Source organism: Citrobacter sp. Cpo069 (assembly GCF_030332785.1).
Classification (GTDB): domain Bacteria; phylum Pseudomonadota; class Gammaproteobacteria; order Enterobacterales; family Enterobacteriaceae; genus Citrobacter; species Citrobacter portucalensis.
This window is the reverse complement of the sequence record NZ_JAOWHD010000030.1, coordinates 92,442-112,970: the sequence shown is the minus strand read 5'-3', so window position 1 is coordinate 112,970 and position 20,529 is coordinate 92,442. Positions and strand designations below refer to the sequence as shown.

Genomic DNA, 20,529 nt, shown 5'->3' with positions numbered 1-20,529 from the left:
CAACAGGGATTGTAGAGCCCGTAAGGGTTGAGAGTCAGGAAAAAAGGCGACAGATTACTCTGTCGCCTTTTTTCTTTATTTCTGCTAGATTCCGGCGCAATTATATACTGAATAAAAACAGCCAAAGACGAATCATGATGAAACCAACTTCTACACCACGCGGTAAAGGTCCTGCAAAAGCGCGTCGTAAAACACGCGAAGAAATTAACCAGGAAGCTCGCGACCGTAAGCGCCAGAAAAAACACCGTGGTCATGCGGCAGGTAGCCGTGCGTCCGGTAGCGAAGGCGCATCTGGTGGCGGAAACCAAAATAAGCAAAAAGATCCTCGTATTGGCAGCAAAACCCCCATTCCATTGGGCGTGACCGAAAAAGTCACCAAACAGCACAAACCGAAGAGTGAGAAACCTATGCTTTCACCGCAGGCTGAGTTGGATTTACTGGAAACGGATGAGCGCCTGGATGCGCTGCTGGAGCGTCTTGAAGCAGGAGAAACCCTGAGCGCGGAAGATCAGTCCTGGGTTGATGCCAAGCTGGACCGCATCGATGAGCTGATGCAAAAGCTGGGTCTTTCCTACGATGACGAGGAAGAAGAGGAAGAAGAAGAAAAGCAGGAAGACATGATGCGCCTGCTGAAAGGCGGCAACTAACGGTTTTACACCGTGGGTCTTCCCGTCCTGCTTATAACCCTTCCGGTTATATGTTATCTGGTGTGGTTATTCGTTAAACTACAGCGGTTGTCGCGGCGACAGAAGTGGCTGCGCAACCGACTTATCACCCGTACTGGGGTTAAGTCGGTACGCCGTACCCGCCAGAGACGCCATCGGAAGGAGTGAGCATGTCAGAGCAGTTAATAGACTGGGACCTGGCCCTGATCCAGAAATATAACTATTCCGGGCCACGATATACCTCGTACCCGACCGCGCTGGAGTTTTCTGAAGACTACGGCACTGAGGCATTTCTAAAGGCCGTGGCGCGTTATCCTGAGCGTCCTCTCTCGCTGTACGTTCACATCCCGTTCTGCCACAAGCTGTGCTACTTCTGCGGCTGTAACAAGGTCGTGACTCGCCAGCAGCACAAAGCCGATCAATACCTCGATGTCTTAGAACAAGAAATTATTCATCGCGCACCGCTGTTCTCCGGACGCCATGTCAGTCAGCTGCACTGGGGCGGCGGCACGCCTACGTACCTGAATAAAGCGCAAATCAGTCGTTTGATGTCGCTGCTGCGTAGCAACTTTAACTTTAACGACGACGCCGAAATTTCGATCGAAGTGGATCCGCGTGAAATTGAGCTGGATGTGCTTGATCATTTACGCGCTGAAGGTTTTAACCGCCTGAGCATGGGGGTGCAGGACTTCAATAAAGAAGTTCAGCGCCTGGTGAACCGTGAGCAGGATGAGGAATTCATCTTTGCACTGCTGAATCATGCGCGTGAGATTGGCTTTACCTCGACGAATATCGATCTGATTTATGGTTTGCCAAAACAGACGCCGGAAAGTTTCGCCTTCACCCTGAAACGCGTTGCTGAGCTGAATCCAGACCGACTGAGCGTCTTTAACTACGCGCACCTGCCAACGCTGTTTGCCGCTCAGCGTAAGATTAAAGATGCCGACCTGCCCAGCGCGCAGCAGAAGCTGGATATCTTGCAGGAAACCATCTCGTCACTGACCGAAACCGGTTATCAGTTTATTGGTATGGATCATTTTGCCCGCCCAGATGACGAATTGGCCATTGCACAACGCGAGGGTGTTCTGCATCGCAATTTCCAGGGCTATACCACCCAGGGTGATACCGATCTGCTGGGAATGGGCGTGTCAGCCATTAGTATGATTGGTGACAACTACGCGCAGAACCAGAAAGAGCTGAAGCGCTATTATCAGCAGGTAGACGAGCAGGGGAACGCGCTGTGGCGCGGAATCGCCCTGACCCGCGACGACTGCATTCGTCGGGATGTTATTAAGCTCCTGATCTGCAACTTCCGCCTCGACTATGCCGCTGTGGAACAGCAATGGGATCTGAACTTCGCTGACTATTTTGCCGAAGACCTGAAACTGCTGGCACCGCTGGCGAAGGATGGGCTGGTGGATGTCGATGAGAAGGGGATTCAGGTCACGCCGAAGGGCCGTCTGCTGATCCGTAATATTTGCATGTGCTTCGATGCGTATCTGCGCCAGAAAGCACGGATGCAGCAATTCTCGCGGGTGATTTAACGCTTTTCCGGGTGGCGCTTCGCTTATCGTGCCTACGAAAATCTCAATACGTAGGTCGGGTAAGCGAAGCGCCACCCGGCGAACCCGCTAGCTGAACAGTCCAACCAGCGCTGCGCACAATACTGCGGCGACCGCAGTTTGTGGCGTATGGCTTTCGACTGCACCGCTCGACAGCAGATTAATGATTGATTCCAGCATGATGACTTCCCCCCGTTAGTCGGGCACGATCATACTTAACTCATCGGAACAGTAAAGCGCAAAATAGCAGCTATTTGCGCTCAATTATTAATCTTTACACAGTGACGATATGTCACTCCATTCCGAGTTCTTTTAGCTTACGCGTCAAGGTATTACGACCCCAACCGAGCAAGCGTGCCGCTTCCTGTTTATGCCCCTGGGTATGACGTAGCGCGGTAGTCAACAGCGTGCGCTCCATCTCTGGTTGGGCCTCAGAAAGCAAGTTTTGATGACCGGAGCGTAATGCCCGATCCGCCCACTGTGCCAATAGCGTTGCCCAACTATCCGGCTGCATATGGGACGGTGCATCTGGCACAGAGGTTTCAAACAGCTCGGTTGGTAAGTCCTGAATCAGTACTTCCTGCCCGGCGGCCATTACGGTTAACCAGCGGCAGGTATTCTCAAGCTGACGCACGTTACCTGGCCAGGCCAGACGGGTGAGCGCAGCCTCGGTTTCCGGGTGTAATTGTTTGGCTTCCACCCCCAGTTCGCGGGCGGCCTCCTGCAGGAAATGACGCGCCAGGCGGGGGATATCTTCCCGACGTTCGCGAAGTGGCGGCAGATGTACCCGAATGACGTTCAGGCGATGGAATAAGTCCTCACGGAATTTGCCTTCCTGCACGCGCAGTTCAAGATTCTGGTGCGTGGCGGCGATAATGCGTACATCTACCTTTACGGGCGCGTAACCGCCAACGCGGTAAAACTGTCCGTCGGCTAATACGCGCAATAAACGCGTTTGCACGTCCAGCGGCATATCGCCAATTTCATCGAGGAACAGCGTACCGCCGTCTGCCTGTTCAAAGCGCCCCTGACGAATGGTATTCGCCCCGGTAAACGCGCCTTTCTCGTGGCCAAACAGCTCAGATTCGATCAAATCTTTCGGGATTGCCGCCATGTTCAGCGCGATAAACGGCGCTTTGACGCGCGGGCTATGACGGTGCAACGCATGGGCGACCAGCTCTTTACCGGTTCCTGACTCCCCATTAATCAATACGCTGATTGAAGACCGGGACAGGCGACCAATAATGCGAAAGACGTCCTGCATTGCTGGCGCTTCGCCGATGATGTCGGTTGTAGGGCCGTTAATCTGAACATTGCGCGGCTGCTGCTGTTCCTGATAGTGACTGATGGCGCGCTCGACCAGCGCCACCGCTTCATCAATATCAAAAGGTTTGGGCAGATAATCAAACGCTCCTTGCTGATAGGCGCTGACGGCAGCATCCAGATCGGAGTGCGCGGTCATTATGATGACCGGAAGCATCGGATGCCGCTGTTTAATCTGTTTTAACAGCGTCAGGCCGTCCATACCCGGCATGCGGATATCCGACAACAGCACGTCCGGCGTTTTGCTGGCCAGCGCGTCCAGTACCTCTTTACCACTTTCAAATGTGGTACAGCTTAGCCCTGCCCCTGCGAGCGCACGTTCAAGCACCCAACGGATGGAACTATCGTCATCAACGACCCAGACTATTCCTCGTTGCATAAACGTCACCTTATTTCCTGATAGGCAGGTAAACCGAGAACTCGGTATGACCCGGCCAACTGGTAAATTCAATTTTGCCGGAATGTTGATCAATCAAATTACGGGCGATAGATAATCCAAGGCCGGTACCGCCTTCGCGACCGCTAACCATTGGGTAGAACAGCGTATCCTGTAAATGCGAGGGAATACCTGGACCGTTATCCTCTACATCAATTCGTGCCGCCAGACGGTAACGCATGCCGTGTAGCGTGAGCTGAAACGCGGTGCGGGTGCGCAGAATGATCTCGCCGCCTTCCGGTCCCAGCGCCTGCAAAGCATTGCGTACGATGTTCAGCAAAACCTGCTCGATCTGGTCCGGGTCGTGCAGTAATTCGGGCAGACTTGGGTCGTAATCCCGGATTAGCGTGACGTTTTCCGGCAGCTCCATCGAGACCAGCGCCACCACGCGTTCCGCCACTTTGTGAATACTTTCCGTGATGTGCATGCCGGGCTGTTGTGGCCCCAGCAGACGGTCGACCAGATTACGCAGGCGGTCCGCCTGTTCAATAATGACTTTGGTATATTCGGTCAGCGCCGGGTCCGGAAGCGCTTTACTGAGAAGTTGCGCCGCACCGCGTAATCCGCCCAGCGGGTTTTTAATTTCATGTGCCAGACCACGCACCAGATCGCGGGCAGCAATCTGCTGAGCGTGCTGGAGCTGTTCCTGACTCAGACGGCGCTGGTTATCCATAGGGGCCATCTCCAGCAAGATAAGGCCATCAGGCAGCCTCTGAGCGGTCACAGAGAGGATATGTGAGTGGCTGTCTATCACCAGCGTCACTTCGTTATCCGTAAAGCCCTGGCCTGCTTCCAGGCTCTCTCGCATCAGTCCGATGTTTAAGGAGAAATAACTCAACAGATCGGGAAGCGGTGTACCAAACAGTTTGCGGGAGCTTTGGGCGAGCAACTGCTGTGCCGCCGGGTTGGCGTAATGTACAGCCAGCTCATCGTCGACGAGTAAGATGCTGTTGATTAAAGAATTTAGGATCTGCCCAGCATCGGGCAGCGTGCCGGTTGCCATTCAGCAGTCTCCTGAAAAGTGTTGCACCAATTTAGTGCATTATAGCTTTTTACATCAAAAAAGCGCGAAAAAGCAGGTTGTTAGTGGAGAAAAAAGCCCATCCAGAGATGGGCTACAGATGACTGGCAAACATAGATGCCGGATGGCGGATTTGCCTTATCCGGCCTACAAGGTAATGTTACCCTCCAGGCCTGATAAGTTTGCGCCATCAGGCGTCCTATCATTCACCATCGATCTCAAGCCTGCCTGAGCAGGCTAAAAGTTCCACGGCAACTCAAACGATTAAACGCTGTAGTACAGCTCAAACTCTACCGGGTGCGGAGTCATGCGCACCCGGTCATCTTCTTCGCGACGCAGCGCAATGTACGCATCGATCGCTTCATTGGTGAACACGCCGCCTGCGGTCAGGAACTCGCGGTCCAGATCCAGTTCTTTCAGTGCTTCTTCCAGAGAACCAGCAACCTGTGGGATCTCTTTCGCTTCTTCCGGCGGCAGGTCGTACAGGTTTTTGTCCATTGCTTCGCCCGGGTGGATCTTGTTCTTAATACCGTCAAGACCAGCCATCAGCAGCGCTGCGAAGCACAGGTATGGGTTAGCAGCCGGGTCCGGGAAACGCACTTCGATACGACGCGCTTTCGGAGAAGCAACTACCGGGATACGGATAGACGCAGAACGGTTACGGGCAGAGTAAGCCAGCATTACCGGTGCTTCGTAACCCGGGACCAGACGCTTGTAGGAGTTGGTGGTCGGGTTAGCCAGGGCGTTGATCGCTTTAGCGTGCTTGATTACGCCACCGATGTAGTACAGCGCCTGCTCAGAGAGACCCGCATATTTGTCACCGGAGAACAGGTTTACGCCGTTCTTGGACAGGGACATGTGGCAGTGCATGCCGGAACCGTTATCGCCAAACATTGGTTTTGGCATAAAGGTCGCGGTTTTACCGAAACGGTGAGCGACGTTGTGAACGACATATTTGTAGATCTGAATTTCGTCCGCTTTTTTGGTCATGGTGTTAAAGCGGGTCGCGATTTCGTTCTGACCGGCAGTCGCCACTTCGTGGTGATGCGCTTCAACAACCAGGCCCATTTCTTCCATGATCAGACACATGGTAGAACGGATATCCTGAGAAGAATCTACCGGAGGAACCGGGAAGTAACCGCCTTTCACGCCTGGACGGTGACCTTTGTTACCACCTTCGTATTTGGTGGAGGAGTTCCATGCGCCTTCGATGTCATCGATAGCCACGTGGGAACCGGAAATAGTTGCGCCGAAACGGATGTCGTCAAACAGGAAGAATTCTGGCTCTGGCCCGAACAGAACGGTGTCTGCGATGCCGGTAGAACGCAGATACTCTTCAGCGCGTTTAGCGATGGAGCGCGGGTCACGGTCGTAGCCCTGCAGCGTACCTGGTTCCAGGATATCGCAACGGATGATCAGGGTAGACTCTTCAAAGAACGGGTCGATGAGAGCAGTAGACGCATCTGGCATCAGAACCATGTCTGATTCGTTAATGCCTTTCCAGCCACCGATTGAGGAGCCGTCAAACATTTTGCCTTCTTCAAAGAATTCGGCATTTACCTGATGAGCAGGAATAGTGACGTGCTGTTCTTTACCTTTGGTATCAGTGAAGCGTAAATCAACAAACTTCACTTCGTGTTCGTTCAGCATCGTCAAAACGTGTTCAGCGGACATACTTACTCTCCCGGATTGGTCATTGTCGTCGTGGTAACGAAGTCTTCAATTCTGCAAAAATTGGCCGTGTCGCCATAAAAAATATAAAGCGAAATCTGTGCCAACTTTTAAATTGCCCCTAAAAGGCGTTATCATGCGCACCATCGTGCAAAGGGGCTGCACCATGAAGGTTGTATTGCACCATTATAGTGCTTTAATGTGAACATTAAGCACCATATTGGTGCAAAGCATGTCAGATTACCCCTTTTAACGCTCCGTGAATGTGATCACAAAGAAACTCTGCAATACTTGTTTGCGGAGGATGTTTGTGATCCTGTTTTGTACTGCGATTAATCCGTGTACAATAACGCGCTATTTCTAAAATGCCTGAGGCAAAGTTGTGATCGAAAATTTGCGTAACATCGCCATCATCGCGCACGTAGACCATGGTAAAACGACCCTGGTAGACAAGCTGCTCCAACAATCCGGTACGTTCGATGCACGTGCTGAAACCCAAGAGCGCGTGATGGACTCCAACGATTTGGAGAAAGAGCGTGGGATTACCATCCTCGCTAAAAACACCGCTATCAAATGGAATGACTACCGTATCAACATCGTTGATACCCCGGGGCACGCCGACTTCGGTGGTGAAGTTGAACGTGTAATGTCCATGGTCGACTCTGTGCTGCTGGTGGTGGATGCAATGGACGGTCCGATGCCGCAGACGCGCTTCGTGACCAAAAAAGCCTTTGCCCATGGCCTGAAGCCAATTGTTGTTATCAACAAAGTTGACCGTCCTGGCGCGCGTCCTGACTGGGTTGTTGATCAGGTATTTGACCTGTTCGTTAACCTCGATGCTACCGACGAGCAGCTGGACTTCCCGATCGTTTACGCTTCTGCGCTGAACGGTATCGCGGGTCTGGATCACGAAGACATGGCTGAAGACATGACTCCGCTGTATCAGACTATCGTTGATCGTGTACCGGCTCCGAGCGTAGATCTTGATGGCCCGCTGCAGATGCAAATCTCTCAGCTGGACTACAACAACTACGTTGGCGTAATCGGTATCGGCCGCATCAAACGCGGTAAAGTTAAACCGAACCAGCAGATCACTATCATTGATAGCGAAGGCAAAACCCGTAACGGTAAAGTCGGTAAAGTTCTGACCCATCTGGGTCTGGAACGTATCGAGAGTGATATTGCCGAAGCAGGCGATATCATCGCGATCACCGGTCTGGGCGAACTGAACATCTCCGACACCATCTGCGACCCGCAGAATGTTGAAGCGCTGCCAGCTCTGTCCGTTGATGAACCGACCGTTACCATGTTCTTCTGCGTAAACACCTCTCCGTTCTGCGGTAAAGAAGGTAAATATGTTACCTCTCGTCAGATCCTTGACCGCCTGAACAAAGAGCTGGTGCACAACGTTGCGCTGCGCGTTGAAGAAACCGAAGATGCGGATGCGTTCCGTGTATCCGGTCGTGGTGAGCTGCACCTGTCTGTTCTGATCGAAAACATGCGTCGTGAAGGTTTCGAAATGGCGGTTTCCCGTCCGAAAGTAATCTTCCGCGAAATCGACGGCCGTAAACAAGAGCCGTTCGAAAACGTAACGCTGGACGTTGAAGAGCAGCACCAGGGTTCTGTGATGCAGGCTCTGGGTGAGCGTAAAGGCGACCTGAAAAACATGAATCCAGATGGCAAAGGCCGCGTACGTCTTGACTACGTGATCCCAAGCCGTGGTCTGATCGGCTTCCGTTCAGAATTCATGACCATGACTTCTGGTACCGGTCTGCTGTACTCCACCTTCAGCCACTACGACGACGTTCGTGCGGGTGATGTGGGTCAGCGTCAGAACGGCGTACTGATCTCCAACGGCCAGGGTAAAGCAGTTGCGTTCGCACTGTTCAGCCTGCAGGACCGCGGTAAGCTGTTCCTGGGTCACGGTGCTGAAGTTTACGAAGGCCAGATCATCGGTATTCACAGCCGTTCTAACGACCTGACTGTAAACTGCCTGACCGGTAAGAAACTGACCAACATGCGTGCGTCTGGTACTGACGAAGCAACGGTTCTGGTTCCGCCGGTTAAGATGACTCTGGAGCAGGCTCTGGAATTCATCGATGACGACGAACTGGTAGAAGTAACACCAACCTCTATCCGTATCCGTAAGCGTCACCTGACTGAAAACGATCGTCGCCGTGCAATGCGTGGCGCGAAAGAAGAGTAATTAACACTCTTTTTCAGGTAAGCACAAAAAAGCCGCTGATTATCAGCGGCTTTTTTTATCTAAAAGATCAGGTCGTTTCCTGCTCTGCAATGACTAGCTCAATATTTTCTAAATCAAGCAATTGCTTGAATGAATTTGGTGGCTGGGAATCGGTAAAAAATGCCCGAATTTTACGCATATTACCGATGGATACAGCGGCTGAGGCGGTAAACTTAGTATGATCAGCAACTAACAGCGTATTACGTGCATGCTTAATCATCGTTTTGGCGACAAGCGCTTCGTTAACGTCAAATTCTAATAGTGTGCCGTCTTCCTCGATGGCACCAATACTGGTAATCAAATAGTCGGCTCTAAATCCTTCAATAAAGTTCACTGCTCCTGGGCCAACAATACCGCCATTATGAGCACGTAACGTTCCACCGGGCACCATAACCTCAAGATCTTGATTCTTATATAAGATCTGCGCAACACGAAGACTGTTAGTAATGATGCGAAGATCCCGACGGTTCAGCAAAGCTCGTGCGACGGCTTCCACCGTTGTACCAATGGTAATAAATACCGTACAGCGTTCAGGAAGATAATCAGCAACCGCTTCCGCTATCGCTTCTTTTTCCTGGGTAAGGGACAACTCTCGCTGTTCAAAGGCGGTATTCATGACGCTGGATACACGTCCGGCTCCACCATGATGTCTGGTGATCAAGCCCTGTTCGCTTAACTTACGAATATCCCGGCGCACGGTTTGCGTGGACACGTCCAGCAATTGTGCGAGCTCTTCGATATTCATATAGCCGCGTTCTGTAATGTAATGAACAAGTTGATCGTGTCGCGGATTACCGGTGACTTCAATGATGCTCATGAATACTCCTGGACTTCTTCCCCGTAATTGTTGGCTATTTTACGCATAAAGTGACAAAAATGATTCGGTTTGCGCACGATTAGGAATTCCGGCTCGTCCGCCCGCCTGAGTGCATTTCATCGCCGCCACCGCACTTGCGAAGCGAATCGCCTGGTCAGTCGGCATTTGCTCTGCAAGAGCTGCTGCCATTGCACCATGGAAAACATCGCCTGCACCGGTTGTATCCACAACATTGACAGAAAATGCAGTCTGTTGACACATATGACCATTTTCGATCCATAGTGACCCTTCGCCACCAAGCGTAACGTACACTTTACCATTGGTTTGCTCAGCGGCCAGTTTAAGTGCCTGTTGTGCATCATCTTGCCCGGTCATTCTCTTCAGACCTGGAGTTGAAAAAACGGCATGATCGGCAAGCGCCACCAATGGGGTTATATCTTGTGGTGTCATATCGGCATCCAACAGCGTTGGAACTCCGGCGGCACGTGCCAGTTCGAAGGATTTCAACGTCCCTTCATGCCAACGTACATCGGCCAGAACGATGTCATAACGGGAAAAATCAATCGACTCCAGCCACCTTGCATCCGTATCGAGATCCGGGCTTGGATAGTTCACGATAATGCGTTCGCCATGCTGGTCGACCAAAATTGCGGACTGGGATGAACGGGAGTTCGGGTATTGCCGGCAGAACGCCGTATTGACCCCCCAGCTCTGAAGCTCGTTAAGCAAGGTATTCCCACAACTGTCATCGCCTACACGGCCTATAAAATCAACGTCAATACCAAGCCGGGCAATGGCGACAGCTGCTGTTGCCGCCGGGCCGCCACCTGTCTCCAGATATTGATTTGACTGATATTTTCCCCCGCCATCGGGCAGGTTGTTCAGAGAATAAATACGGTCCTGAACGGTGATTCCAACACATGCAATTCTGGTCATATTTGGTTAGTCCTGTGTGATCTTGTCTTCTTTTGTTCATTTTAATGACATAAATGATCAAATTAGTGACGCGTGTCTTGTTTTTAGTCATAAATTACAAATATGCTCAAAAACAGACGAAAACGAGTTTTTAATTGTAATTATTTTGTCAACCTGACACAGGAGAGCATTCATGACAACCGTTGCATTTTTGGGCTTGGGCCAGATGGGCAGCCCAATGGCTAATAATCTGTTGCAAAAGGGACATGCTTTGCGTGTGTTCGACGTAAACCAACAGGCAGTCAATGAATTAGTACAAAAAGGTGCGACTGCTGCTCAAACACCCGCTGAAGCCGCTAAAGGAGCCGAATTCATAATCACTATGCTGCCAAATGGCGACATCGTTCGGCAAGTTCTGCTGGGTAAAGATGGCGTCAGCGAAGGCCTGTCCCCCAATGCCCTGGTTATTGACATGTCCACGATTCATCCATTGCAGACCGATGAGTTGATTCATGAGATGAAAGAGAAAGGCATCAGCATGATGGATGCTCCTGTGGGCAGGACGTCAGTTAACGCGATTGACGGCACGCTGCTGATTCTTGCTGGCGGAACGCCTGAACAGGTTGAACGTGCTCGCCCTGTGCTGATGTGTATGGGGAATGAGCTGGTGGAAGCTGGCGGTCCCGGTATGGGGATCCGCGTAAAGCTCATCAATAACTATATGAGTATTGCGCTGAACGCCTTGTCAGCGGAAGCCGCTGTTCTTTGCGAGTCATTGGGTTTGAGCCTTGATGTGGCCATTAAGGTCATGAGCGGTACTGCCGCAGGCAAGGGGCACTTTACGACAACCTGGCCTGGCAAGGTACTTAAAGGAGACCTTTCTCCGGCATTCATGGTGGACCTCGCGTTGAAAGACCTGCGTATTGCCGTCGATGTCGCTAGTCAGACCGGTGCGCCGCTCAATATGGGCATTGCAGCAGAAACCTATTACACCCGTGCCAGCGAGAACGGTCGAGGCCGTCAGGACTGGAGTGCGCTGTTATCTCAGGTTCGTCAGCAGGCTGGCCGACCAGATTCACTCTAAATTTTAAACAGTTACAGGAGTTATTATGTCTTCCCACAATACCCCATACACGCTGAAAGATATTTCTCGCCCTGGCGGTGGATTTGCCATGCTGGCCGTTGATCAGCGTGAAGCAATGCGTCTGATGTTTGCAGCCTCTGGACATCCTAAACCTGTTGCCGACAGCGTATTGACTGATTTTAAAGTTGCAGCAACACAAATTCTGTCTCCCTACGCTTCAGCGGTTCTGGCAGATAAACAATTTTGTCTCGATCAGATTGTCTCTCAAGGTGCAGTCGCTGATTCATGTGGACTGATTGTGGCGGCTGACCATTTTGTTCCGGGTAATGGTATTCCGGTTGATAGTGTCGAAATTGACAGAGCAATTGATCCGCATAAAGCCCGCGAAATGGGTGCGAAAGCCATGAAGTTGTTAGTGCTGTGGCGTGAAGATGAACCCGCAGAAGAACGTTTGGCTATGGTGGCTGAGTTTGTTCAACGCTGTCGTAGCGCAGGGCTGGTCAGCATCATTGAGCCGGTCGTTCGTCCTCCTCGTCGTGGCTGGGAATTTGACCGGGAAAGCGCCATCGTTGCCGCAGCGGCTGAACTCGGCTGCACCGATGCTGACCTCTATAAAGCTGAAATGCCATTAGGCGGCAAAGGTGATGAACAGACCCTACTTGCTGCGTGTCAAAAGTTGCATGAACAAATGAAAATGCCGTGGGTCATTCTTTCTTCTGGTGTTGATGCGGATATTTTTGGCCGCGCGGTCCGTATCGCCATGAAGGGTGGAGCTTCCGGATTCCTGGCAGGGCGTGCCGTTTGGGCATCGGTTGTTGGTGCTCAAGATCCGCAAACAATGTTGCGTGATGTGTCGGTTCCACGCTTACAACGCCTGGCAGAAATCGTCGATGAAGGGATTTCTCAGCGTTAATCACCCATTTTAACGAATCTGGAGAAGAACCATGGATAAGATTACCCAAGTTCTATTTTCTGATATTGGGAAGGTGACCACCCAATATGTTGAGCTGCCGCACCAGGAACTTAAACCGCAAGAAGTCCGCATTGCTCCGGTGTTTTACGGAATATGTGGCTCTGATCTGCATGTACTGAAAGGAGGACACCCATTTGCAAAACCTCCGGTTGTGCCTGGACATGAAATTGCGGCACGCGTAACTGAAGTGGGCAGTGAAGTAACGAATGTTAAGCCGGGCGATCATGTCGTAGTCGACCCAATTATGGCCTGCATGGAGTGTCGTGCTTGTAAAGCGGGTCGCTTTAATCTGTGTGAACCTCCACAGGTTGCTGGCTTCCGGGCGCCGGGTTTTGCCCGCTCGCAGCACATTGTACCTGCACGAAACTGCCATGTTGCACCTGCTTCGTTACCACTAAAAGCACTGGCTTTCGCTGAGCCCGCAGCCTGCGCGCGTCATTGCGTGAGCCGTATGCCGAAAGCGTCATTGGAAAGTGTATTAGTGATTGGTGCAGGGACAATTGGTTTATCCATCGTTCAAGCATTGCGCATCATGGGCGCGGGAAAGATCACCGTCATCGAGCCTGATGCCGCCAAGCGCGCGTTGTCGTTAAAACTAGGTGCCACGGAAGTCTGGGCTCCGGGGGAATTGGATGCACAGGTCCGTTTTACGGGGGCAATTGATGTTGTTGCCGCCCAGGCCACGCTGAATGATGCATTTACCCATGTTTATGCTGGCGGAACGGTAGTGTGCATGGGGGTACCGAGTGGCCCACGTGAAATTCCTCTTCCGATGATGCAGCGCTTCGAACGCGATTTGTTGAATTCCGGCATGTACATCCCGGAAGACTTCGATGCCGTGATTGAATGGCTTGCGGATGGGCGGTTTGACACCAGCGAACTGGTGACCGATCTCTTCCCTGTCGAAGATGCGGATAAGGCGTTTGAACGTGCGCAGCAAAATGACTCTATAAAAGTCATGCTGCAATTTGCTGAGGTTTGATGCTGTAACCCTCTGTCTGGCGCTGCTTAAGGGTAGCGCCATCCTACAACAATGAAAAAGGATGCAGCGATGAGTCACATCACCAGTCCTACACCTTACTCGATCGGTCGTCCCCAGGACGTGATTGATATTGTTAATAAACATTCAGCAGTAAACACCAGTGTCGGCGTCATTTTTATCGCTCTTGGTGGCATTCTAATTGATGCCTATCAGGCGGCGATGGTGGGTTTTGGTAATAAATATATCGCATTGCAATTTGGTATTTCACCGGGGCTGGCGGCGACGGTTAACGCCTCTGTTTTAGTCGCCGCCCTGATTGGTGGATTACTGGCGAACCGTGTGATTAACCGCTTTGGTCAAAAGCGTGCATTTATCATCGGAATGGGCCTGTGCACAATAGGTGCCGCAGCTGTCGCGATAGCCCCGAACATCTGGTGGGTGCTGGTGTGTCGCGTAATCATGGGATTTGGCTTGGGTATTGATTTCCCGCTGGCAACAAATGCGGTGGCAGAACTACGCGGCTCAACATCTAAGAAAACCGGTTCGTCAGTTAATCTCTGGCAAATGGCCTGGTATGTATCAACTACGGTTGTCTATCTTGTGCTGCTTCCACTGTTGTTGTCGGGTATCGCGGAAGAGCAATTATGGCGCTATGGTATTTTCATTGGTGCTATTTTTGCCGTCATTATCATGATTCTGCGTTATTTCTTCATCGGTGAGTCTGCAATGTGGGCCGCACGAGTCGGACGTTATGATAAAGCCTGCGATATTCTGGCTAAACGCTATGGTGTTCATGCTCGCGTTGCTGCCAAACCAAAAAACGATGATTTTTCTGCTGAAAAAACAGAAAGTAAGTTTCATGGCGGCTATGGGATTTTATTTAACTCACGTTATCGCAAACGCACTATTCTCGGCTGCGTTGTGGCGACGATGCAAGCCTGGCAATATAACGCCGTGGGTGTTTATTTACCGCTGACTTTGGCGGGAATACTGAGCGGTGGATTAACTGGGGCTCTTAGCGGTTCTGCGGTAGTGAATGCCCTGTGTGGCATTACAGGTGGATTGATTGGTTCTCTTATCCTCCAGCGTTTGGGAACTCGCCTTCAGTCGATGTATGGTTTCGCCGTCGTAACGGTTGCATTACTGGCTTTAGGTGCATTAGCAACCACCAACCCATGGCTTTCTTTAGGTTTGTTGGGCGCAATCATTTTCTTCCATTCAGCGGGCCCGGGCGGCCTGGGAATGACCATTGCCACACTTTCTTATCCGCCATCTATTCGCCCGACAGGCGTAGGATTTGCTCGTGCAATTATGCGTACTGGGGCGATTGCCGGACTTATTTTCTGGCCTATGTTGTGGGGTGCATTAAAGACAGAAGCGTTCTATTGGCTGGCAATTGTTCCTTTTCTCGGCTTCCTGACATGCGTGTTGATTAAGTGGGAACCACTTGGTGCAAACGTTGACGCTGAAGACGCTGAGGTACTGGCTGAGCTGGATAAATAACAAGCAAGCGCGTCGCAACATGTCGACGCGCTTTTTCGTATAAATCCGCCGCTTTTTTAGTGATTTTATTGCGCAGATTTCTCGCCGACCCGGAGAGGAAAATTATGGCTGAAATAGAACATGTACCAGGGAAAGAGCTATCCGGCAAAGCCATGAGACGCGTTGTCATGGGCAGTTTCGCTGGCGCGTTGATGGAATGGTACGATTTTTTTATTTTCGGAACGGCGGCAGGGCTAGTCTTTGCTCCCCTGTTTTTCCCTGATAGCGATCCTTTTATTGGTTTAATCGCCGCATTCGCCACCTTTGGTGTGGGTTTTCTGTCACGTCCGCTTGGAGGCATTGTTTTTGGCCACTTTGGCGATAAAGTCGGTCGCAAAATAACGTTGATTTGGACGTTAGCGATAGTTGGCTCCTCAACGTTTTTAATCGGTTTCATTCCAACATACCAGGATATTGGTATCTGGGCCCCGATTATATTGATGGTTCTGCGCCTGGTTCAGGGGTTCGGTCTGGGTGGGGAATATGGCGGGGCTGCATTGATGACTATTGAATCTGCGCCTGAGGCGAAGCGCGGGTTTTTAGGTTCGCTCCCACAAACGGCAGCCTCAGTTGGGATAATGCTGGCGACAGGGGTGTTTGCATTATGCAATCACTTCCTGACTCAGGAAGAGTTTCTGGCCTGGGGATGGCGTATCCCTTTTTGGCTATCTGCCATCATGTTAATTGTTGGGATGTTTATACGGTTACATACTGAAGAAACACTGGATTTTAAAAAACAAAAAACGGCTGTCTCACAGGAACAATCAGCACCACCGTTGATTGAACTTTTCCGTAAGCATCCACGGAATATTCTGTTAGCGCTAGGGGCCAGGCTGGCGGAGAGCGTTTCGTCGAACATCATTAATGCCTTTGGTATTGTCTATATTTCCAGCCAGTTGGCATTATCAAGGGATATTCCACTCAACGGCATGCTAATCGCCTCAGCAATTGGCATTGTGTGTTGTCCATTAATTGGTTGGATCTCTGACCGCGTTGGGCAACGGAAGATGTATTTATTTGGCGCTGGTTTTTGCATCCTTTTTGCATTCCCATTCTTCCTGCTGCTGGATACGAAAAGCACACTTATCATCTGGTGCTGCATGATCCTTGGCTATAACCTGGGGCCAACGATGATGTTTGCAGTACAGCCCACCTTATTTACCCGTATGTTCGGAACACGAGTGCGCTATACGGGTCTTTCCTTTGCCTATCAGTTCTCAGCAATTCTGGGTGGGTTAAGCCCGCTCATTGCCTCCAGCTTGTTGGCGCTGGGAGGCGGGAAACCGTGGTATGTAGCACTGTTTCTGTTTGTTATCTCAATACTTTCATTCAGTTGCGTCTGGCTTATCGAGCCACATTCAGACAATAAAAATGACGCTAATAACATTTAACTTCTTACCGAAATATCAGAGAGCAATAACATGAACAATGAATTGAATACTGAGCATTATCAAGCATTACAACGTGCTTTTGATACCGCCTGGCCGGGACCGATCGGCCAACCTATTTTTCTGGAAAAAGGACATCTACGTCTGCAAATTTTTCCGCGCGATGGTGCCAGAATCACCTCGCTTCAGGCGTTTGGTTTTGAAGTGTTACGTCAATGGGAGCCACAGCGTAAAGCATTTCAGTATGGCTGCTTTCCTATGGTTCCTTGGGCAGGCCGCCTTGGCGATGCAACATTGACCGTGGGGGAGAAACAGTACGTATTACCTGCTAACAAACCGCCTCATGCTCTACATGGTATGGCCTGTTATTCATCATGGGAAATTGTCGAACATAAAGCGGATACCTTGAAACTGCGCATGCCACTGGGCGCTCCTTGGCCCTGGGAAGGAGAGGTCCTGCAGACGTTGACTCTTGAAGACGATGCGTTAATTCTGCGACTTGAAATTCACACCATGTCTGAAACTTTTCCGGCATCTGCTGGATGGCACCCTTGGTTTGCAAAACAACTGGGCCAGCAGAATGAAGAAGATGAATTACTGGTATGTTTTAAGGCCGACTGGCAGGAAGAAGCCGGGAATAATGAGTTACCAACAGGTAATAAAATCCCCCCACAATCAGGCCCGTGGGATGACTGCTTTGGTTTTAATGATGGTCTCAATGTCAGATTACAGTGGCCAGGTAAGCTGAGTATGACGATGACATCGAGTGCGCAAAGCCTGGTCGTTTTTGACAAACAGCCCGACGCAACATGTGTCAATCCGCTTACTCAGGCGCCAAATGCGATAAATAGGACACCGCAGTTTGTCAGTGCAGGTCTTCCGTTGGTGATTGAGTCGCGCTGGCAATTTACACAGGAATTCTGATGGCTTAGCCAATAATCCCGACAGGGACTCATAGTCAAACTTCTCCTTTCCCGCTACAGTTATTCATCCACGGCGAATAAGGAGAAGGGCATGCTCTATATCTTTGATTTGGGTAATGTGATTGTCGATATCGACTTCAATCGCGTGTTAGGTACTTGGAGCGATCTGAGCCGTGTACCGCTGGCTTCGTTAAAGCAAAGTTTCACCATGGGAGAGGCTTTTCACCAGCACGAGCGAGGTGAAATAACGGATGAAGCCTTTGCCGAAGCGCTATGTCATGACATGGCGCTACCGCTAAGCTATGAGCAGTTCTCCCACGGCTGGCAGGCCGTTTTTGTTGCCTTGCGTCCTGAAGTCATCGACATCATGCAAAAGCTGCGTGAGCAGGGGCATCGGGTGGTCGTCTTGTCGAATACTAACCGTCTGCACACGACGTTTTGGCCGGACGAATACCCCGAAATCCGTCAGGCTGCTGACCATATTTACCTTTCCCAGGATCTGGGCATGCGTAAACCGGAAGCGCGGATTTACCAGCATGTCCTGCAGTCTGAAGGTTTTTCTGCGCATGAGGCGGTATTTTTCGACGACAATGCCGATAATATTGAAGGGGCTAATCGGTTAGGGATTACCAGCATCCAGGTTGTCGATAAAACGACCATTCCGGACTATTTCGCGAAGTTGCTATGCTAAAAAATGTTCAGCAACAAGCCAGGCACCATACGCGTCCTGTTCGGGCCTGGCTGAAGCTACTATGGCAGCGGATTGATGAGGACAACATGACGACGCTGGCAGGGAATCTTGCCTATGTCTCATTACTCTCATTAGTGCCGCTTATTGCCGTAGTTTTTGCGCTTTTCGCCGCATTTCCGATGTTTTCTGACGTCAGCGTCCAGCTACGTCATTTCATTTTCGCAAACTTTATCCCGGCGACGGGAGATGTCATTCAACGTTATATCGAACAGTTCGTTGCCAACTCGAACAAAATGACGGCCGTTGGGGCGTGTGGGCTGATTGTGACAGCGCTATTACTGATGTATTCCATTGATAACGCGCTGAATACTATCTGGCGCAGCAAGCGTACTCGGCCTAAAGTTTACTCTTTCGCCGTTTACTGGATGATTTTAACGCTGGGGCCACTGCTGGCGGGGGCCAGTCTGGCGATCAGCTCTTATCTGTTGTCATTGCGCTGGGCCAGCGACCTCAACACGGTGATCGATAACGTCCTGCGTATTTTCCCGCTGGTGCTTTCCTGGCTCTCTTTCTGGCTGCTTTACAGCATCGTACCGACTACACGTGTACCTAACCGTGATGCGGTTATTGGCGCCTTTGTGGCCGCTGTGTTGTTCGAAACCGGAAAGAAAGGATTTGCGCTCTATATCACGATGTTCCCGTCTTATCAGCTCATTTACGGTGTCCTGGCTGTGATCCCCATTTTATTCGTCTGGGTATACTGGACCTGGTGTATCGTCTTGCTAGGCGCGGAAATAACTGTCACTCTCGGGGAATACCGCAAACTTAAACAAGCCGCAGAACAAGAAGAAGCAGAGCAACCATGATTGCATTAATTCAGCGCGTAACCCGTGCCAGCGTCACCGTGGAGGGCGAGGTGACGGGTGAAATTGGCCCAGGACTTTTGGTTCTGTTAGGTGTCGAAAGGGATGATGACGAACAGAAAGCGAACCGCCTGTGCGAGCGCGTACTCGGCTATCGAATCTTTAGCGATGCCGAAGGCAAAATGAACCTTAACGTGCAGCAGTCAGGGGGCAGCGTGCTGGTGGTTTCACAGTTCACGCTGGCGGCAGATACCGAACGCGGCATGCGCCCAGGATTTTCAAAAGGGGCTGCGCCCGATCGTGCAGAGGCGCTGTATGAGTACTTTGTTGAGCGTTGCCGCCAACAGGAAATGAATACGCAAACCGGTCGATTCGCTGCGGATATGCAGGTTTCACTGGTTAATGATGGCCCCGTGACGTTCTGGTTACAAGTATGAACCAGCTACCGGTGTGGCCGCGGACAACAAGAGAGAATACGACGATGTATCACCTTCGAGTACCGCAAACAGAAGAAGAATTGGAGCGTTACTACCAGTTTCGCTGGGAGATGCTGCGTAAACCTTTGCACCAGCCTAAAGGCTCCGAACGGGATGCCTGGGATGCGATGGCGCATCACCAGATGGTGGTGGACGAAGAGGGGAATCTGGTCGCGGTAGGACGTCTGTACATCAATGCGGATAACGAAGCCTCCATACGCTTTATGGCCGTTGACCCCTCCGTGCAGGAGAAAGGGTTGGGCACGCTGATGGCGATGACCCTGGAGTCTGTGGCGCGTCAGGAAGGGGTAAAGCGCGTAACCTGTAGCGCCCGTGAAGATGCGGTCGAATTTTTTGCCAAACTGGGGTTTGTGAGCCAGGGAGAAATCACTACGCCGCAAACCACGCCGGTGCGTCACTTTTTGATGATTAAACCCATTGCGACGCTGGACGACATTCTCCATCGCGGGGACTGGTGCGGACAACTACAGCAAGCCTGGTACGAACATATTCCATTGAGTGAGAAAATGGGTGTGCGCATTCAGCAGTATACCGGGCAGAAGTTTATCACCACGATGCCCGAGACGGGCAATCAGAACCCGCACCATACGCTGTTTGCCGGTAGCTTGTTTTCCCTGGCGACGCTAACGGGCTGGGGGCTTATCTGGCTGATGCTGCGCGAGCGTCATCTCGGCGGGACGATAATCCTTGCTGACGCGCATATACGGTACAGCAGGCCGATCACCGGGAAACCTACCGCTATCGCCGATCTGGGCTCGCTGAGCGGAGACCTGGACCGTCTGGCAAGAGGTCGTAAGGCGCGCGTTCAGATGCAGGTCGGGGTATTTGGCGACGACACGCCGGGCGTGGTGTTCGAAGGCACCTACATTGTGCTACCCGCAAAACCTTTTGGCGCATATGAAGAAGGCGGGAACGAGGAAGAGTAAGTCAG

At 51.3% G+C, this 20,529-nt stretch carries 19 protein-coding genes; 13 read left to right on the top strand and 6 right to left on the bottom strand.

The features are described 5' to 3' along the window. The first annotated feature begins 137 nt into the window (after positions 1-137). Positions 138-647, top strand: a complete 510-nt coding sequence (gene yihI / locus OGY08_RS01520) for a Der GTPase-activating protein YihI (RefSeq protein WP_003028627.1) — start codon at positions 138-140, stop codon at positions 645-647. Positions 648-835: 188 nt separating this feature from the next. Beyond that, a complete protein-coding gene (gene hemN / locus OGY08_RS01515; protein ID WP_057066646.1) occupies positions 836-2,209 on the top strand; it encodes an oxygen-independent coproporphyrinogen III oxidase in 1,374 nt (457 codons plus the stop codon). Positions 2,210-2,296: 87 nt separating this feature from the next. Here hemN and OGY08_RS01510 read toward each other — a convergent pair whose 3' ends face one another. The 4 genes from OGY08_RS01510 to glnA all read right to left on the bottom strand — a co-directional run bounded on the left by OGY08_RS01510 (position 2,297) and on the right by glnA (position 6,681). Continuing rightward, positions 2,297-2,407, bottom strand: a complete 111-nt coding sequence (locus OGY08_RS01510; RefSeq protein ID WP_020996121.1) for a YshB family small membrane protein — start codon at positions 2,405-2,407, stop codon at positions 2,297-2,299. A 112-nt stretch (positions 2,408-2,519) separates the two neighbouring features. Next, complete coding sequence (glnG, locus tag OGY08_RS01505; RefSeq protein ID WP_003825317.1) at positions 2,520-3,929, bottom strand: nitrogen regulation protein NR(I); 1,410 nt, start codon at positions 3,927-3,929, stop codon at positions 2,520-2,522. A 10-nt stretch (positions 3,930-3,939) separates the two neighbouring features. Beyond that, positions 3,940-4,989, bottom strand: a complete 1,050-nt coding sequence (gene glnL, locus OGY08_RS01500) for a nitrogen regulation protein NR(II) (protein ID WP_008786986.1) — start codon at positions 4,987-4,989, stop codon at positions 3,940-3,942. 282 nt (positions 4,990-5,271) lie between these two features. Then, positions 5,272-6,681, bottom strand: a complete 1,410-nt coding sequence (glnA, locus tag OGY08_RS01495; RefSeq protein WP_008786987.1) for a glutamate--ammonia ligase — start codon at positions 6,679-6,681, stop codon at positions 5,272-5,274. Between the two features lie 379 nt (positions 6,682-7,060). Here glnA and typA point away from each other — a divergent pair, with 379 nt between their 5' ends. Next, positions 7,061-8,884: a ribosome-dependent GTPase TypA gene (typA, locus tag OGY08_RS01490; protein WP_008786988.1), complete on the top strand. Its 1,824-nt coding sequence runs from the start codon at positions 7,061-7,063 to the stop codon at positions 8,882-8,884. Positions 8,885-8,951: 67 nt separating this feature from the next. On the opposite strand, the gene OGY08_RS01485 is transcribed toward typA, so the two are convergent. Then, positions 8,952-9,740, bottom strand: a complete 789-nt coding sequence (locus OGY08_RS01485) for a DeoR/GlpR family DNA-binding transcription regulator (RefSeq protein ID WP_008786989.1) — start codon at positions 9,738-9,740, stop codon at positions 8,952-8,954. 39 nt (positions 9,741-9,779) lie between these two features. Next, complete coding sequence (locus OGY08_RS01480) at positions 9,780-10,676, bottom strand: sugar kinase (RefSeq protein ID WP_008786990.1); 897 nt, start codon at positions 10,674-10,676, stop codon at positions 9,780-9,782. 172 nt (positions 10,677-10,848) lie between these two features. Between OGY08_RS01480 and yihU the strand changes: the two genes are divergently transcribed. The 10 genes from yihU to fabY all read left to right on the top strand — a co-directional run bounded on the left by yihU (position 10,849) and on the right by fabY (position 20,524). Beyond that, positions 10,849-11,739 (top strand): sulfolactaldehyde 3-reductase, encoded by an 891-nt coding sequence (gene yihU, locus OGY08_RS01475; RefSeq protein WP_008786991.1) that lies wholly within the window; start codon positions 10,849-10,851, stop codon positions 11,737-11,739. A 25-nt stretch (positions 11,740-11,764) separates the two neighbouring features. Beyond that, on the top strand, positions 11,765-12,652 hold the full coding sequence (locus OGY08_RS01470) for an aldolase (protein ID WP_008786992.1): 888 nt from the start codon (positions 11,765-11,767) through the stop codon (positions 12,650-12,652). A 31-nt stretch (positions 12,653-12,683) separates the two neighbouring features. Next, positions 12,684-13,694 carry a zinc-dependent alcohol dehydrogenase gene (locus OGY08_RS01465; protein WP_008786993.1) on the top strand — a complete coding sequence of 337 codons (1,011 nt, stop codon included), beginning with the start codon at positions 12,684-12,686 and terminating at the stop codon, positions 13,692-13,694. Between the two features lie 69 nt (positions 13,695-13,763). Next, positions 13,764-15,197, top strand: coding sequence for an MFS transporter (locus OGY08_RS01460; protein WP_008786994.1), 1,434 nt, complete (start codon positions 13,764-13,766; stop codon positions 15,195-15,197). Between the two features lie 104 nt (positions 15,198-15,301). Further along, positions 15,302-16,627, top strand: a complete 1,326-nt coding sequence (locus OGY08_RS01455; RefSeq protein WP_020996120.1) for an MFS transporter — start codon at positions 15,302-15,304, stop codon at positions 16,625-16,627. A gap of 30 nt (positions 16,628-16,657) precedes the next feature. Further along, on the top strand, positions 16,658-17,548 hold the full coding sequence (locus OGY08_RS01450) for an aldose epimerase family protein (RefSeq protein ID WP_111466284.1): 891 nt from the start codon (positions 16,658-16,660) through the stop codon (positions 17,546-17,548). A gap of 90 nt (positions 17,549-17,638) precedes the next feature. Beyond that, positions 17,639-18,238, top strand: coding sequence for a glucose-1-phosphatase (yihX, locus tag OGY08_RS01445; protein ID WP_008786997.1), 600 nt, complete (start codon positions 17,639-17,641; stop codon positions 18,236-18,238). Beyond that, the gene (locus tag OGY08_RS01440) at positions 18,232-19,104 is read left to right on the top strand and encodes a virulence factor BrkB family protein (RefSeq protein ID WP_008786998.1); all 873 of its coding nucleotides are present in this window, start codon (positions 18,232-18,234) and stop codon (positions 19,102-19,104) included. Before yihX ends, OGY08_RS01440 begins: the two co-directional genes overlap by 7 nt. After that, complete coding sequence (dtd, locus tag OGY08_RS01435) at positions 19,101-19,538, top strand: D-aminoacyl-tRNA deacylase (protein ID WP_003825289.1); 438 nt, start codon at positions 19,101-19,103, stop codon at positions 19,536-19,538. The genes OGY08_RS01440 and dtd overlap by 4 nt, the downstream gene beginning before the upstream one ends. A gap of 44 nt (positions 19,539-19,582) precedes the next feature. Next, positions 19,583-20,524: a fatty acid biosynthesis protein FabY gene (gene fabY / locus OGY08_RS01430; RefSeq protein WP_003825286.1), complete on the top strand. Its 942-nt coding sequence runs from the start codon at positions 19,583-19,585 to the stop codon at positions 20,522-20,524. Positions 20,525-20,529 lie beyond the last annotated feature (5 nt).